Source organism: Nesterenkonia sp. AY15 (genome assembly GCF_022565855.1).
Classification (GTDB): domain Bacteria; phylum Actinomycetota; class Actinomycetes; order Actinomycetales; family Micrococcaceae; genus Nesterenkonia.
Genome location: NZ_JAJOYV010000001.1, coordinates 265,406 through 280,830 on the forward strand (window position 1 = coordinate 265,406; position 15,425 = coordinate 280,830).

Below are 15,425 nucleotides of genomic sequence, written 5' to 3' on the forward strand. Positions count from 1 at the left end.
TCAGGGTTGACCTCCGGATATGGCCTCCGACACACTGAGGCCCAGTTGGAGCCCAGGTTCGGTGAGAGGCCAGTCTGATGTGCACACGTGTGGTCTACCTGGGCGAGCAGGATCGTGTGCTGACGGCCCGTTCCATGGACTGGAACGCCGACCTGGGGACGAATCTGTGGGTCTTCCCCCGGGGGCTGCCGCGCGAGGGAGGAGCCGGGTCGGAGTCGCTGGCCTGGACGTCCCGCTATGGCAGCGTGATCGCCTCCGGCTATGACATCTCGACCACCGATGGGATGAACGAGCGGGGGCTGGTCGCCAATGCCCTGTGGCTGGTCGAGTCGCGCTACCCGGGGCTCGACGATGCCCGGCCGAAGCTCTCCCTCGGCGCCTGGGCCCAGTACGTGCTGGACAGCTTCGCGACCGTGACGGAGGCGGTCGAATCACTCGCCCGTGAAGACTTCGCCGTGGTCACCGCCGGCGTGCCAGGGCAGCCGCGCCAGGCGACCATGCACCTGTCGATCTCGGATGCCTCCGGGGACAGCGCCATCTGTGAGTACCTGGACGGGACGCTGCAGATACACCACGACCGCGCCCACCAGGTCATGACCAATTCACCGCCCTTCGCTCAACAGCTGGCGATCGACACCTACTGGCGCGGCATCGGCGGTACCGTCATGCTCCCGGGCACCAATCGCGCCGCCGACCGCTATGTCCGGGCAAGCTTCTACATCAACGCGGTGCCGCAGGTGGAAGACCGCACCATCGCGACCGCGGCGGTGTTCGGGGTGATCCGCAACGCGTCGGTCCCCTATGGGATCAGCACTCCGGGGCAGCCGAACATCTCCTCGACCCAGTGGCGCACCGTGGCGGACCACAAGGACCGTCGCTACTTCTTCGACTCCGCGCTGCGGCCCAGCGTCATCTGGGTGTCCCTGGACCGACTCGACCTGCGAGAAGGCTCAGGTGTCCGCCGCATGGATCTTGCTGATGGCCCGCCCGACGGCCACGCCGGCGACGTCAGTGATCTCTTCGAGTCCGCGGAGCCGTTCGCGTTCCTCGGGCCGGAGTGACTCGCGGCAGGGTGGCCGAACATGACGAACTGCGAACCCGACCCCTGGCCCGCACTTGCAAGGAAGCATTCCGCGATGCAGACTTGGTCCTAGGTCAAGAGTGCCAGCGCAAAACCCCGGTTTGCTGGCCGGCAACCCTCCAGTTCGCGGTGGGGTGCCCCGGGTGACGACCTGGCTGAAACAGTCAGTGAAGCAATTCACCGACTCACTCAGCAAGCGCGGGCCACACACCAGTGCGGGCCCAACACCCCAGTCCTCAGGACAGGGCCGTACAGGATTCAGCGCCGGAAGCTCGACCACCGGCAGCGACGTTCACATCCGGCCCAGTTCCTGGGCCGCATTGAACGGAGAATCCTTTGAGCAACGAGAACACCTGGCAGTTCGAGACCCAGCAGATCCATGCCGGAGTCGCCCCCGACCCGGTCACCGGAGCACGGGCGCTGCCGATCCAGCAGACCACCTCCTTCGTCTTCCCGGACACCGCCGCCGCCGCGCGCCGCTTCGGACTCGAGGAGATCGCCCCGATCTACTCGCGCATCGGCAACCCCACCGTCCAGGCGGTGGAGGATAAGATCGCCGCCCTCGAAGGCGGAGTCGGGGCGCTCGCCGTCGGCTCCGGACAGGCTGCCACCACGCTGGCGCTGCTGAACATCGCTTCGGCCGGCAGCCACATCGTCGCCTCACCCACCCTCTACGGCGGCACACAGAACCTCTTCAAGCACACCCTGCCGAAGTTCGGCATCGAGGTCTCCTTCGTGGAGGACCCCGATGACCTGGAATCCTGGCGCGCCGCCACCCGGGAGAACACGGTCGCCTTCTTCGGCGAATCCGTGGCGAACCCGCGCGGGGACGTGCTGGACATCGAAGGCGTCGCCTCGGTGGCGCATGAGTTCGGGGCACCGCTGATCATCGACTCCACGCTGACCACCCCATACCTGATCAAGCCGATCGACTTCGGCGCCGACGTCGTCGTGCACTCAGCCACCAAATTCCTCGGCGGCCACGGCACGGCCATCGCCGGGGTGATCGTGGACTCCGGGCGCTTCGACTACTTCGCCCACCCGGAGCGCTTCCCCGGCTTCTCCACCCCGGACGAGAGCTACCACGGGCTGGTCTTCGGCCGGGATCTCGGCGCCGACGGGATCTTCGGGGTCAACCTCTCCTTCATCCTCAAGGCCCGGGTCCAGCTGCTGCGCGACCTCGGTCCGGCACTGTCCCCGCACAACGCCTTCGAGATCAACCTGGGGCTGGAGACCCTCTCGCTGCGGATCGAACGCCATGTCGAGAACGCGCAGAAGGTCGCCGAGTACCTGGAGGCCCATGACGCCGTGCGACGGGTCTACTACTCCGGTCTGCCCTCGAGCCCCTGCTTCGAGCGCGCTCAGAAGTACCTGCCCCGCGGATCCGGGGCGGTGCTGTCCTTCGAGCTCGCCGGAGGAGCAGCCCACGACGCTTCAGGTCAGGCCCGGGCGGGCCAGGCCTTCGTGGACGCGCTGGAGCTGCACTCGCTGGTGGCCAATGTCGGCGACGTCCGCTCCCTGGTGATCCACCCCGCCTCGACCACGCACAGCCAGCTCAGCGACGCCGAGCAGCGCGCCGCCGGAGTCAAGCCCGGACTGGTCCGGCTCTCGGTGGGCCTGGAGCATATCGACGACATCATCGCCGATCTGGACCAGGGCTTCGAGAAGGCCGCCCAGGGCGCTGTGAACGCGGCAGCGGAGGCCGGCGCGGACAATGTGACGAAGCAAGAAACCGCAGCGGCGGTCTGAGGTTAGGGTGATCAGGTGCTGAATGACTTTGGGAACAGGCCCGCCGGTGCGTTGAAGACCGCTGAGGTCGGCGCGTACACCTTCGAGGCCGGCGGGCGGCTGCCCGAAGTCACCCTCGCCTACGAGACCTGGGGCACGCTGAACGAGGACGGCAGCAACGCCGTCCTGGTCGCCCACGCCCTCACCGGTGACTCCCACGTCGCCGCCACCGCGGCGGATGCCTCCGTCGGATGGTGGGAAGGGCTGCTCGGACCGGGCCGCCCGATCGACACCGAGCGCTGGTTCGTGATCGCCCCGGCCATGGTGGGTGGCTGCTACGGCTCCACCGGACCCGCCTCCCTGGATCCCGAGGGGAAGCCCTACGGCTCCCGATTCCCCTTCGTGACCATTCGCGACTCCGTGCATCTCGAAGCCCGGCTGGCTCATGCCCTGGGCATTCGGAAGTTCCACACGGTGATCGGCGGCTCCATGGGAGGCGCCCGGGCGCTGGAATGGGCCGTGACCTACCCGGAGATGGTCGAAGGCGTGGCCGTCTTCGCCTGCGGAGCGGCCTCCACCGCGGAGCAGATCGCCTTCGGCCAGGCCCAGGTGCTGGCTGTGGAGAACGATCCCCATTTCGCCGGCGGCGACTATTACGGCGGCCCGGCGCCGCAGGCCGGGCTGGGACTGGCGCGCCGGATCGCGCACATCACCTACCGCGCGGAGTACGAGCTGGCGGTGCGCTTCGGCCGCTCCGCCCAGGGCATGGAAGACCCCGTCGGCTGGTCCCAGCGCAGGCGCGGGCGCTACCAGGTGGAGTCCTACCTGGACCACCAGGCCGAGAAGCTGCTCCAGCGCTTCGACCCCAACGCCTACATCGTCCTCGCCGAGGCCTTGATGAGCCACGACGTCGGCCGCGGACGCGGGGGAGTGGACCAGGCGCTCGCCGGGGTCACCGCGGCGCCATTCTTGGCGGCCGTGACCACGGACCGGCTGTACTTCCCGAAACAGTCCCAGGAGATCGCCGACGCGATCCCCGGGGACCATCAGGTGCACATGATCGACTCTCCGATCGGCCACGACGGATTCCTCACCAGCGCGGAGCAGCTCGGCGACGCCATGCGGGAGACTCTCCAGCTGGGGAGCCGCGCGCCCCTGCGCCTCTGAACCTCCGGCGGCTCTGAACCTCCGGCGGCTCAGGCGTCGTCGACGCCGCCACCCGGGGGCATGGACCCGCCGAAGAGCGGCTCGAAGGTCGGTCGCTTCGCGTAGATCCCATCCCCGGAGGACCTCCCGCGGAGCCGCCGGACCACCCAGGGGAAGAGGTGGTGGCGCGCCCAGACGGCGTCATCCACCCGGGCCGCACGCCAGCTCCGCACCGGAACCGGGCGCGGCTCCGAGGGCTTGAGATCGTGCTCGACGTTCATCGTCTCCAACACCATGCGGGCGATCGTGTGGTGGCCCAGCGCGGAGAAGTGCAGCCGGTCGTCGTCCCACATCTCCGGGCGGGTCAGCTCGCGCAGGGACCACATATCGGCGACCACGGCGTCATGCCGGGCCGCGATGGTGCGCACGTTCTCGTTGAAGATCGCCACCTTCCCGCGGATCGAGCCGACCACCGGGGTCTCGCGCACATCGGGGCCGTTGAACAGCACGATGGTGGCCCCAGTGGTGGTCAGGATCTGCACCAGGGTGTCCAGGATCCGGGCGGTCTCATCGGGGTCCCCGCCGGGCCGGATCACGTCATTGCCGCCGGCGCACAGGGTGATCAGGTCCGGGCGCAGCTCCAGGGCCGGGGCGAGCTGTTCGTCTCGGATCTGACCGATGAGCTTTCCGCGCACCGCCAGGTTGGCGTAGGAGAACTTGGGAGAACCTTCCACGGCGGCGGCACCGAGGGCCAGCTCCTCAGCCACTCGGTCCGCCCAGCCGCGGTGGTAGCCCGGTCGGGTCTGATCGGGATCCCCGATGCCTTCGGTGAAGGAGTCCCCCAGGGCCACGTAGCGGGTCCAGGGGTGCCGCGGAGTCTCAGCGATCTCGGCGTCGGCGGGCAGGTCTGGTGTTTCGAGGGTCTCATCAGTTTCGTTCACCCGGACATTGTCGCTGACCACCCCCTCTTCATGCATCCACCCATGGGCTGATTAGAGTGGGTCAGTCACCCTTCCCGTCACGCAAAGGTCATTTCATGTCTGCCTCACCGCACGTCGCCTGGTCCCGCGAACCCGAGGACCGCGCCGGCACCCCGCTGGTGGTGCTGCTCCACGGCTACGGCTCCCACGAGCAGGACCTGATGGGACTGGTCCCCGGGCTGCCCGCCGGCTTCACCTATGCCTCCGTGCGCGCGCCGGTGAAGATGGAGGTCGGCGGCTACACCTGGTTCGACCTGGATGTCGAGCGGCTGGCCTATTCGTCATCGGCCGCACGCGAGGCGGTGGAGGATCTCTGGGAGTGGATCGCCGCGGTCAAGGACCAGCACAGCTCGGTGAGCCTGCTCGGATTCTCCATGGGGATGGCGGTCGCCACCTCGCTGCTGCGCAGCCGGCCTGAGGAGTTCGCCACCGTCGTCGGGCTCTCCGGCTTCGCCGTGGACCCCACCCGAGGAGAGGGGATCGAGGACTACTTCGACGACGAGGCGCTGGCCTCCGCGAAGGTGCCGTTCTTCTGGGGCCGCGACCAGGAGGATCCGATCATTCCGGCGGAGCATGTGGAGTACACCCACGGCTGGGCGACCAAGTCGGTGAAGCTGACCAAGGTGCTCTACGCCGGGGCCGGGCACGGCGTCGTGCCGCAGGAGATCAGTCACGTGGGGGAGTTCCTGACCCACACGGTGCTCAACTCTCGCTGAGCACCCAGTCCTCACCGTCGCGCCGTACCAGCCCCAGCCGTTCGAACTCCTGCAGCCAGCCCTCCATCGGCCAGTGTCCCCACCGGTCCGCGAAGATGGCACCGTTGCGCAGGATGTCGGTGAGATGCTCCACCGGCGGCCGGGAGACCGGATGGTGCTGGTGGTAGGCGCAGGCCCCTCCCACCCAGGTCAGCTCGACTCCGCGAGCTCTGGCCCGCCAGGAGAAGTCGGTGTCCTCGGCGCCGTAGCCGGTATAGGCCTCGTCGAATCCGCCGATCCGTTCCCAGACGATCCGGCGCACCGCGAAGGACAATGACCAGAAGAGCGCATGCTCTCCATGGGTGAGGATCTCCCCGGGTGCCGGTGCCGGCCGTGCCGGATGCGGCGCGGCCCACTCGGCGAGCTGATCTGCCGTGGCCGCGTCGAGCACCTCCCCGGGGAGCTCGGGCAGATACGCCACCGGTCCGCAGAGCAGATCCTCGGGCCGCAGCCGCGAGGCCTCGATGTATGCGCTGATCAGTCCGGGGTCCGGGATGCAGTCCACATCCAGGAAGATCAGCAGGTCATCGGGTCCGCTGAGCTGCTCGAGGGCCCGTGCGGCGCCCAGATTCCGGGCCGCGGCGAGCGGCAGCCGGCCTGAGCTGCGCGGAATCTCCAGCACCTGGGTGGACAGCCCGGCGTCGGCCCGGGCCGCGCTGTCGCTGGCCCGACTGTTGCTGGTCGGCTGATCCACCGCCAGCTGCGCGCTGATCTGCGGGTCCTCCATGGCCACCACCACGTGCGCCACCGGGGACTGATCGCTGAGTGCCAGCGCGGTGCGCTGACGGCGCAGATGGGTGTGCCGGGAATGGACGGCGGTGACCACGACGGCGCGCGGTGTCGTCCTGGGTCGGCTGGAAGGTCCCGGGGAGCTGGATGGTCCGGTGGGGCTGGGTGGTCCTGTGGGGCTGGGCCTGCTCATCGGGTCACCTCGGTGCCGTCGGCGAGGTCCTGCGCGTGGGGGCGAGCATCGAGTGAAGCAGCGCTGCGAACCGGTCCGCGGCAGCGCCGTCGCACCAGCTGGTCCAGTCCGCACCGTCGAGGCTGAGCGTATGCGCCACGGCCCGGTCCCAGCCGGCATCGTCGTCGGGCGCGGGGGCGCGGACCGCCGGCCAGGGGCCGCGTTCGAGTGCGGCGAGCATATGGGCCTGTTCCTGGTGGGGACGGTCCAGCGCGGTGACCAGCGCGGGGGTGCGGCTGGCGGCGACCTCGGCGATGGAGTTCTGCCCGGCCGCAGTGAGCACCAGGTCGGCGCGCTTCAGCAGCGGCCAGGGGTCGGCCTCCCAGGAGGACTCGCCGCCCAGGATGCGCAGTCGCGCCTGCGGCAGGGTCCGGCGCAGCTGGGCGATCGCCGCGGCGCTCACCGCGCCGCCGCCGCCTCCGCTGAGCACCAGGACCTCGAGCTGCTGGTTCTCAACCGGGGTCCCGTCCGGGGTGAAGCGGGAGAGCCCGCCCAGCGCCTGGACGTCGGGTGCCCCGGCGAGGATCTCGGTGGCCTGCGCGGGCCACATCCCCACCACGGCCGAGGAGATCGAATAGCCCAGCCGATGCGCAGGATCGCTGCGGTCGCCGGGCAGCGCCACGGTGACCACCGGGATCCCGTGGAGCCGGGCGAGCAGTGCGATCTCCACCGAGACATCGGCCACGAGCAGCTCAGGTGCGGCGTGATCGATCCAGGCCGAGACCTGCGCGCTGCGCCGGCGCAGCCCGGAGTGGTGCAGGGGGGCCCAGTGCAGCGCGCCGGCGGCGGTGGGTTCGCGGAACCTGCCGCCGTCGTCCGGCTCTGGGGCGTCATCGCGGTCCAGCTGGAGCCAGTCCGCCGGCCAGTCGGCGGGCGGGGGCAGCGAGGAGACCCCCGTGATGCGGACCCCGCGCGCGGCGGCGGCATGAGCCACGGCGCTGGCGCGGTGAAGGTGTCCGCGGCCCTGATGGTGGATGTACCAGCCGATCATCGCGCTGATGCGCTGGGCTGCGGGGAGGCTTCCATAGCCATCTGGGTGTAGAGCTGCTCGTACTCGTCGACCATCCGCTCCAGCGAGAGATCTCCCTCGGCGCGCTGGCGGACCTGGGTGCGATCGCAGCGTGCGGCCCGGGTGATCGCCTCGGCGAGGGCGGCCACCGACCCGTCCGCGGCGAGGGCCCCGGAGGATTCGGTGACGATCTCTACCAGCCCGCCGCGCGGGAAGGCCGCGACAGGCGTCCCACAGGACATGGCTTCAGCCGCCACCAGGCCGTAGGGCTCATCCCACTGGGAGCTGACCACGGCCACTGCGGAGGAGCCCACGAGCTCGACCAGCTCAGCGTGGCGCAGATGCCCCACATGCACCGCGTCGTCGCCGAGCCGGGGCTCGACCTGACCCTCGAAGTAGCTGCGGTCCATGATGGGGCCCGCCAGGGTGATGCTGCGACCGGCGGCGCGCGCCGCGTCGATGGCCAGATGCGGGGCCTTCTCGGGCACCAGGCGCCCGGTCCAGACGCATCCGTCGCCGCCAGGGCCGGGATGCCACACGTCGGTGTCGACGCCGTTGGGGATCACGCTGGACGCCACTGAGCTCGCCCAGGCCTTGGCCGTGGCGGAACTCACGGCGGTGAACACCGAGGAGGGCGCGGCGTAGTTCATCGCGGATTCCAACCATGGGGTCGGTGGAGTGTGCAAGGTGGTGAGCACCGGCATCGGGATCAACGATGACAGCGCGACCGGAAGGTGGTGCAGCGAGTTGTTGTGGACCACGTCGAAGTCCTTGGACTCCGCCAGTCGCAGCATCAGGCCGAGATAGGCGTGGTGCTGCTGCATCCAGTCCGCCGGCATCGCGCCCACGTCAGAGCGGGCAGCGGCGGTCAGCTCCAGCCGCTCCGGGAGGAGCATCTGGGCGCCGAGCTCCGGGTCGCTGCCGCCTGCGGCGAACAGCGTCACCGAATGACCTCTGCCGATGAGCTTCTTTGCCACCGTGTGTGTAAAGGCCTCGAGCCCCCCGGCGAAGGGTTCCCGAATGGGAAACTGGCTCGAAGCGATGATGCAAATGCGCAACCGCACCCCTAGTTCACAGGGCGAGACGCAGCCCCCCGGCGCCGGTCATCTCAGACCGGCAGGCACCTCGCAGAAAATGTCATGTGAGGCCCGGCGCACACGCGCGCACCCGGCCCATAGAGGCACTGTACACGCGGTTTCAGGGAGGCGGATTCAGCCCCGTCAGCCCTGAACGGGCATGAGTCGCGCGGCTGGCAGGCCGAAGGGCTCGCCGTCGAACTCCACGAGCTGTCCGCGCTTGATCTGAGCGCCGCGGCGGGTCTCCACCTCGCCGTCGACGCGGACACCGGAGGAGTCGATCACCTCGCGGGCGATCGCCCCGTTCTCGACCACCCCGGCCAGCTTCAACAGCTGACCCAGACGGATGGACTCATCGCGGATCGGGATCTCAGACACTTCTCGGCTCATGGCCCAAGTCTGTCATGCGCGCCCGGTGAAGCGTGGGGGAGTGGTCTGGATAAGGTGAGCCCATGAGTTCTGCCGAGCCCGCAGCGGGCCCCCGCTCCCCGCTGGTCTGGGTCTTCCTGCTTCTGCTGATGCTCGCCTCGGGTGCGGCGATCCCCGCCCAGGGGCGGGTCAATGCCGCGCTGACCACCGAGATCGGGGACCCGGTGCTCGCGGCGACCATCAGCTTCAGTGTGGGCAGCATCATCCTGGTCCTGGTGACCTTCGGCACAGGCCGCGGCCGACGGGCCATCGCCCGGGTGGCCCCGGCGGTGCGGGAGGGGCGGATTCGCTGGTGGTACTTCCTGGCCGGCTGCGTGGGCGCCTACTTCGTGCTCACCCAGACGCTGACCATCGGGCTGATCGGCGTGGCCGTGTTCACCGTGGCCGTGGTCACCGGACAGACCTTGGGCGGACTGCTCTGGGACCGGATCGGGCTGGGGCCTGCCGGGCGGATGCGGCTGAACCCGTTCCGGGTCGGCGGCGCGGCGCTGACCGTGCTGGCCGTGCTGTGGGCGGTCTCCCCGCAGCTGGCCGCCTCCGGGCAGGGGCCGGCCTGGCTGGCGCTGGTGCTGCTGCCGCTCTCCGGCGGCTTCCTGCAGGCGGCCCAGCAGGCGATCAACGGTCGCCATTCTGCGGCCTACGCGTCCCCGGCGCCGGGGACGCTGTTCAACTTCCTCGCCGGCACGCTGTTCCTGCTGCTGGTCTGGGCGGGCAAGGCCCTGGTCAGCGGGGTGGAGCCGGCCCTGTCGCTGACCTGGTGGCACTACCTGGGCGGGCCGCTGGGGATCATCTTCATCGCCCTGGGCGCGCTGCTGGTCACCCGCGTCGGGGTGCTGATCGCCGCGATGGGCATGATCGCCGGTCAGCTGCTGGGCTCGCTGCTGCTCGACGTGCTGCTGCCCACGCCCGGCTCGCTGGTCACCACCGCCACCGTGCTGGGCACCGGGCTGACCCTGATCGCGGTGATACTCGCGTCCCTGCCCGACATCCTGCGCGGGCGCCCGCGGCCGAAGTCCAGAGACTGACCCGCTTTCGGACCCGGTGCGTGCGCGCGATAAGCTGACGCAATCTGTGTTCATCCCCGTTCTACCTGAGGTGTATCTGCCACATGGCCAAAGAGACCGCACTCGACAAAGTCATCTCCCTGGCGAAGCGCCGCGGCTTCGTGTTCCAGTCGGGAGAGATCTACGGCGGCACCCGCTCTGCCTGGGACTACGGACCCCTGGGCACCGAGCTCAAGGAGAACATCAAGGCCGAATGGTGGCAGACCTTCATCCGCGGCCGCGGCGACATGGTCGGCCTGGACTCCGCGATCATCCTGCCGCAGGCCGTCTGGCACGCCTCGGGCCACGTCAAGACGTTCTCCGACCCGCTGGTCGAGTCGCTGCACACGCACCGCCGCTACCGCGCCGATCACCTGATCGAGGCCTATGAGGCCAAGCATGGACACCCGCCGGAGAACGGCCTCGCCGACATCCGCGACCCCGAGACCGGCCAGCCCGGCAAGTGGACCGAGCCGCAGCAGTTCTCCGGCCTGATGAAGACCTTCCTGGGCCCGGTGGATGACCAGGAGGGGCTGCACTACATGCGGCCCGAGACCGCCCAGGGCATCTTCGTGAACTTCAACAATGTGGTGACCTCGGCCCGGAAGAAGCCGCCCTTCGGCATCGGCCAGATCGGCAAGGCCTTCCGCAACGAGATCACCCCGGGCAACTTCATCTTCCGGACCCGCGAGTTCGAGCAGATGGAGATCGAGTACTTCACCCACCCGGATGAGGCCGATGAGTGGTTCAAGCACTGGGTGGACGCCTGCTACAACTGGTTCATCGACCTCGGTCTGAACCCGGAGAACCTGCGCAAGTTCGACGTGCCCGAAGATGAGCGCGCGCACTACTCGGCCGGCACCATCGACCTGGAATACCGCTTCGACTTCGCCGGCTCTGCCTGGGGCGAGCTCATGGGCGTGGCCAACCGCACCGACTATGACCTGAACTCCCACACCGAGGCCTCCGGCGCGAAGCTGCAGTACTTCGACCAGGCCAGCGGGACCCGCTACACCCCGTACGTGATCGAGCCGTCCTTCGGCCTGACCCGCGCGATGATGGCCTTCCTGGTGGACTCCTACACCGAGGACGAGGCGCCGAACACCAAGGGCGGAGTGGACACCCGCACCGTGCTCAAGCTGCACCCGAAGCTGGCCCCGGTGAAGGCCGCGGTGCTGCCGCTGTCGAAGAAGCCCGAGCTCGCCGGGGTCTCCCAGGACCTGGCCCAGCAGCTGCGCCAGCACTGGAACATCGACTTCGACGACTCCGGCGCCATCGGACGCCGCTACCGTCGCCAGGACGAGATCGGCACCCCGTTCTGCATCACGGTGGACTTCGACACCCTCGAGGATCAGGCGGTCACCATCCGCGACCGTGATGAGATGACCCAGGAGCGGGTCTCGCTGGACAAGGTCCAGTCCTACCTGGCGGTGAAGCTGCTCGGCTGAGTCGGCTGCGGCGTGGTCCGGTGGCTGGGACCATGCCGCGCTCAGCCCTGGGCTGAACGTCCGGGCGCTGAACAGCCGGTATGGCGGGCGGGTGAGGGGTGAGCTTTGTCCGGGCGCGGGTGCGGGACTACCATGGCTTGTTTGGTCTGAACGACACTTACCGTCTCGTCTAAGGAAATGTGATGAGTATTGAGCACGACGCCGCGGCTCGCCCGATGAACCCGGCCCGGCTGACCCTGGACTCCGGTCTCACCGTGCGCCCCTGGGCCGACGGCGATGACCTGAAGCTGCTCCAGGTCTGGGGCGACCCGGAGAACTCGATGCACCACCAGGACCGCAGCCTGCTGCGGCCCTCCTCGAACGAGCCCTGGTCCCGCTGCATCGTGGCCGAGGCCGCGGGCCTGCCCGTGGCCGCCGCGACGATCTTCCGCTCCTCGCTGCACCCGGACCGGCTCTCCTTCTACGCCGAGGTCGCCCCGGAGCACCGCCGCCGCGGCGTCGCCGCGCAGATGTTGCAGATCCTCGAGGCCGAGGTCCCCAACTGCGCGGTCCAGTCGCTGAAGGCCCGCGTGGCCAAGCGCTCCGCCGCCCAGTGCTTCCTCAAGGACAACGGCTTCACCAAGATCCAGGCCTCCAGGCAGGTGGTCGTCCAGCCGGGCGCCATCTCGCTGCCGGACCTGGACAGCGCGGGACTGGACCTCGAAGACCTCGCCACCGGATCGGTGGAGCTGACCCAGCTGGTCGCGGACTTCTACAACACCGTGCACGCCTGGGATCGCGCCGAGATGACCGTCGGCAAGGCCCAGCAGATGCTGCTCGGACCGGAGACCGGCGCCTCGGGTGCGGTGGTGCTGCGCGACACCAGCGCCGGCGGGAACAACGGCATCCTGGCCTTCGCGATCAGCTACACCTCCGAGCGCACCGATGAGCCCGCCGATGTGCTGCTGGGCTGGAACACCGGGTTGGAAGACTCCGACGCCGAGACCGCCTGCCGCGCCATGCTCGCGCTGCTCTCCGCGCACTTCCCGGTCAAGGTCGAGGTCGACGATGCGATGGTGCCGCTGAAGACCGTCACCGATGAGCTCATCGCCGCCGGCGAGGCCGAGTACGACTTCGAGGCGCTCATCTACGCCAAAGACGCAGCCTGAGCAGGCAGCCCATGACCGCTGAGGCCACCGACACCGGCGCGCTGGACACCGGCGTGCTGGACACCGGCGCGCTCGAGAACGGCGCGCCGAGGGCCGGCGGGCAGGGCACCGCGCTGCTGCCGCCGCTGACCCTGGGACCCATCACGGTGAAGACCCCGGTGGTGCTGGCCCCGATGGCTGGGATCACCAACACCGCCTTCCGTCGGCTCTGCCGCGACTACGGCGGCGGGCTCTTCGTCAACGAGATGGTCACCGCCCGCGCCCTGGTGGAGCGCCGGCCCGAATCGCTGCGGATCATCAAGCACGAGCCCGACGAGGTCCCGCGCTCGGTGCAGCTGTACTCGGTGGACCCGGTCACCACCGGCCACGCGGTGCGGATGCTGGTCGAAGAAGGCCGCGCCGATCACATCGACATGAACTTCGGCTGCCCGGTCCCCAAGGTCACCCGCAAGGGCGGCGGATCCGCGCTGCCCTGGAAGATCCGGCTCTTCGAGTCCATCGTCGCCACCGCCGTGCGAGAGGCGTCGAAGGCGAACATCCCGGTGACCGTGAAGATGCGCAAGGGCATCGACGAGGACCACCTCACCTACATAGAGGCCGGCAAGATCGCCCGCGACTCCGGGGTGGCCGCGGTCGCCCTGCACGGACGCACCGCCCGGCAGCACTACTCCGGGCAGGCCGACTGGTCCGCGATCGCCGCGCTGCGCGAATCCCTGCCCGACATCCCGGTGCTCGGCAACGGTGACATCTGGTCCGCAGAGGATGCCGTGGCGATGGTGGAGCAGACCGGGGTGGACGGCGTCGTCGTCGGCCGCGGCTGTCAGGGCCGGCCCTGGCTCTTCGGTGACCTCCAGGCCGCCTTCGAGGGCCGGACGGAGCGGCACCGCCCAGACCTGCCCATGGTCTCCGCCACCCTGCTTCGCCACGCGCAGATGCTGATCCCGTATTTCGACGGCGACGAGCGCAAGGCCATGCAGGACATCCGCAAGCATGTGGCCTGGTACTTCAAGGGCTACGCGGTGGGCTCGCACCTGCGCACCCAGCTGGTCGCGGTGGAATCCATGGCCCAGCTCGAGGACCTGCTCGGGCAGCTGGATCAGACCCTGAGCTACCCCGGCGCCGACGCCGAGGGCCCGCGCGGCCGCGCCGGCTCGCCCAAGAAGGTGCACCTGCCGCAGGACTGGCTGGAGTCCCAGGAGCTCGACGAGGCGCAGCGCGAGATGATCCAGGCCGCAGAGGTCGACATCTCCGGCGGTTAGGGTTGACCCCATGACTGCGCAGAACGTGGAGCGGGTGGAGGGCGGATACGCCGCCCTGCGACCGGGATACACCGAGGCCGACGAGGCCCGCTGGGTGCCCGAACACGGCAAGTCCGTCTACCGCTCCAGCTTCGAGCGCGACCGGGCCAGGCTGCTGCACTCCTCGGCGCTGCGCCGGCTCGGCGCGAAGACCCAGGTCGTCTCGCCCGACGTCGACGACTTCTCCCGCACCCGGCTGACCCACTCGCTGGAGGTCGCCCAGGTGGGCCGGGACCTCGGCCGGCTGCTGGGCTGTGACCCCGACGTCGTCGACGCCGCCTGCCTCTCCCACGACCTGGGCCACCCGCCCTTCGGGCACAACGGGGAGACCGTGCTCAACGACCTCGCCGCACCCCACGGCGGGTTCGAGGGCAACGCGCAGACGCTGCGGCTGCTGACCCGGCTGGAGACGAAGCGCTTCCACCCCGACGGCCGCTCGGCCGGGCTCAATCTCACCCGCGCCTCCCTCGACGCCGCGGTGAAATACCCCTGGCGCGCCCATGAGGCTCCGGCCCTGCCCGACGGCAGCCGCAGCCAGAAGTTCGGCGCCTATGAGGACGACGTCGAGGTCTTCGACTGGATCCGACAGGGCGTCGAGGGCCGACGCCAGTCCATGGAGGCCCAGGTGATGGACGCCGCGGACGACATCGCCTACTCGGTGCATGACATCGAGGACGGCGTGGTCAACGGCCGGTTCCAGCTGAAGTTCCTCGCCGACCCGCTGCAGCGCCGCCGCGTGGTCCAGACCACCCACGAGTGGTACCTGCCCGAGACCGACCCGGCGCGGATCGAGGCCGCGCTCGAGCGGCTCTCCTCCGCCGGTGCCTGGGTGGGGGAGTCCGACGGCTCCCGCCAGGCGCTGGCAGCGCTGAAGAACATGACCAGCGAGCTGATCGGCAGGTTCTGCCACGCCATCTTCACCGCCACCCGCGAGGTCTACGGGGACCGTCCGCTGGTCCGCCACGAGGCCGACCTGGTGGTGCCGGTGGAGACGCTGGAGGAGGTCTCGCTGATGAAGGGCATCGCCGCGACCTACATCATGGCCTCACGCGAGCAGAAGCCGGTCTACGCCCGCCAGCGCGAGGTCATCGAGGGCCTGCACGGGCTGCTGACCGAGACCGGGGACCAGTTCCTCGAGCCGCCCTTCCAGGCCGACTTCCACGACGCCTCCGATGAGGCTGCCCGGCAGCGCGCGATCATCGACCAGATCGCCTCACTCACCGACGGTGCGGCGCTCGAGTGGTACGCCACCCTGGTCCACGGCCGCCCGGTCTTCAACCGCCTCTTCGCCTGATCCTCCGCCCCTCGACGCGGGAGGTGGGG

The 15,425-nt window shown here is 69.5% G+C and carries 14 protein-coding genes and 1 riboswitch; of the genes, 9 read left to right on the plus strand and 5 right to left on the minus strand.

Going from position 1 to position 15,425, the window contains the following annotated elements:
- The first annotated feature begins 77 nt into the window (after positions 1-77).
- The 3 genes from LSI54_RS01215 (at position 78) to metX (ending at position 3,976) form a co-directional block, all read left to right on the plus strand.
- Positions 78-1,061 carry a linear amide C-N hydrolase gene (locus tag LSI54_RS01215; RefSeq protein WP_241477570.1) on the plus strand — a complete coding sequence of 328 codons (984 nt, stop codon included), beginning with the start codon at positions 78-80 and terminating at the stop codon, positions 1,059-1,061.
- 92 nt (positions 1,062-1,153) lie between these two features.
- A riboswitch (SAM riboswitch) is annotated at positions 1,154-1,286 on the plus strand.
- A 131-nt stretch (positions 1,287-1,417) separates the two neighbouring features.
- The gene (locus LSI54_RS01220) at positions 1,418-2,830 is read left to right on the plus strand and encodes an O-acetylhomoserine aminocarboxypropyltransferase/cysteine synthase family protein (protein ID WP_241470194.1); all 1,413 of its coding nucleotides are present in this window, start codon (positions 1,418-1,420) and stop codon (positions 2,828-2,830) included.
- A gap of 15 nt (positions 2,831-2,845) precedes the next feature.
- Positions 2,846-3,976: a homoserine O-acetyltransferase MetX gene (gene metX, locus LSI54_RS01225; RefSeq protein ID WP_446740406.1), complete on the plus strand. Its 1,131-nt coding sequence runs from the start codon at positions 2,846-2,848 to the stop codon at positions 3,974-3,976.
- 29 nt (positions 3,977-4,005) lie between these two features.
- Here the strand turns inward: metX and LSI54_RS01230 are convergent, their stop codons facing one another.
- A complete protein-coding gene (locus LSI54_RS01230) occupies positions 4,006-4,896 on the minus strand; it encodes an SGNH/GDSL hydrolase family protein (RefSeq protein WP_370642664.1) in 891 nt (296 codons plus the stop codon).
- Positions 4,897-4,991: 95 nt separating this feature from the next.
- Here LSI54_RS01230 and LSI54_RS01235 point away from each other — a divergent pair, with 95 nt between their 5' ends.
- Positions 4,992-5,651, plus strand: a complete 660-nt coding sequence (locus LSI54_RS01235; protein WP_241463792.1) for an alpha/beta hydrolase — start codon at positions 4,992-4,994, stop codon at positions 5,649-5,651.
- On the opposite strand, the gene LSI54_RS01240 is transcribed toward LSI54_RS01235, so the two are convergent.
- The 4 genes from LSI54_RS01240 to LSI54_RS01255 all read right to left on the minus strand — a co-directional run bounded on the left by LSI54_RS01240 (position 5,638) and on the right by LSI54_RS01255 (position 9,126).
- The gene (locus LSI54_RS01240) at positions 5,638-6,612 is read right to left on the minus strand and encodes a glycosyltransferase family 2 protein (protein ID WP_241463793.1); all 975 of its coding nucleotides are present in this window, start codon (positions 6,610-6,612) and stop codon (positions 5,638-5,640) included. The genes LSI54_RS01235 and LSI54_RS01240 overlap by 14 nt on opposite strands.
- A gap of 4 nt (positions 6,613-6,616) precedes the next feature.
- Entirely contained in the window at positions 6,617-7,642 is a 1,026-nt protein-coding gene (locus LSI54_RS01245; RefSeq protein ID WP_241475725.1) for a hypothetical protein, read from the minus strand.
- On the minus strand, positions 7,639-8,724 hold the full coding sequence (locus LSI54_RS01250) for a glycosyltransferase family 4 protein (RefSeq protein WP_342357783.1): 1,086 nt from the start codon (positions 8,722-8,724) through the stop codon (positions 7,639-7,641). Before LSI54_RS01250 ends, LSI54_RS01245 begins: the two co-directional genes overlap by 4 nt.
- Before the next feature lie 156 nt (positions 8,725-8,880).
- Entirely contained in the window at positions 8,881-9,126 is a 246-nt protein-coding gene (locus LSI54_RS01255) for an RNA-binding S4 domain-containing protein (protein WP_241463798.1), read from the minus strand.
- A gap of 62 nt (positions 9,127-9,188) precedes the next feature.
- Between LSI54_RS01255 and LSI54_RS01260 the strand changes: the two genes are divergently transcribed.
- The 5 genes from LSI54_RS01260 to LSI54_RS01280 all read left to right on the plus strand — a co-directional run bounded on the left by LSI54_RS01260 (position 9,189) and on the right by LSI54_RS01280 (position 15,396).
- Positions 9,189-10,190, plus strand: a complete 1,002-nt coding sequence (locus LSI54_RS01260) for a DMT family transporter (protein ID WP_241463800.1) — start codon at positions 9,189-9,191, stop codon at positions 10,188-10,190.
- An 83-nt stretch (positions 10,191-10,273) separates the two neighbouring features.
- Positions 10,274-11,656: a glycine--tRNA ligase gene (locus LSI54_RS01265; RefSeq protein WP_241463802.1), complete on the plus strand. Its 1,383-nt coding sequence runs from the start codon at positions 10,274-10,276 to the stop codon at positions 11,654-11,656.
- 182 nt (positions 11,657-11,838) lie between these two features.
- Complete coding sequence (locus tag LSI54_RS01270; RefSeq protein ID WP_241463804.1) at positions 11,839-12,804, plus strand: GNAT family N-acetyltransferase; 966 nt, start codon at positions 11,839-11,841, stop codon at positions 12,802-12,804.
- Between the two features lie 11 nt (positions 12,805-12,815).
- A complete protein-coding gene (gene dusB, locus LSI54_RS01275) occupies positions 12,816-14,063 on the plus strand; it encodes a tRNA dihydrouridine synthase DusB (RefSeq protein ID WP_241475723.1) in 1,248 nt (415 codons plus the stop codon).
- 10 nt (positions 14,064-14,073) lie between these two features.
- A complete protein-coding gene (locus LSI54_RS01280) occupies positions 14,074-15,396 on the plus strand; it encodes a deoxyguanosinetriphosphate triphosphohydrolase (protein WP_241475722.1) in 1,323 nt (440 codons plus the stop codon).
- Positions 15,397-15,425 lie beyond the last annotated feature (29 nt).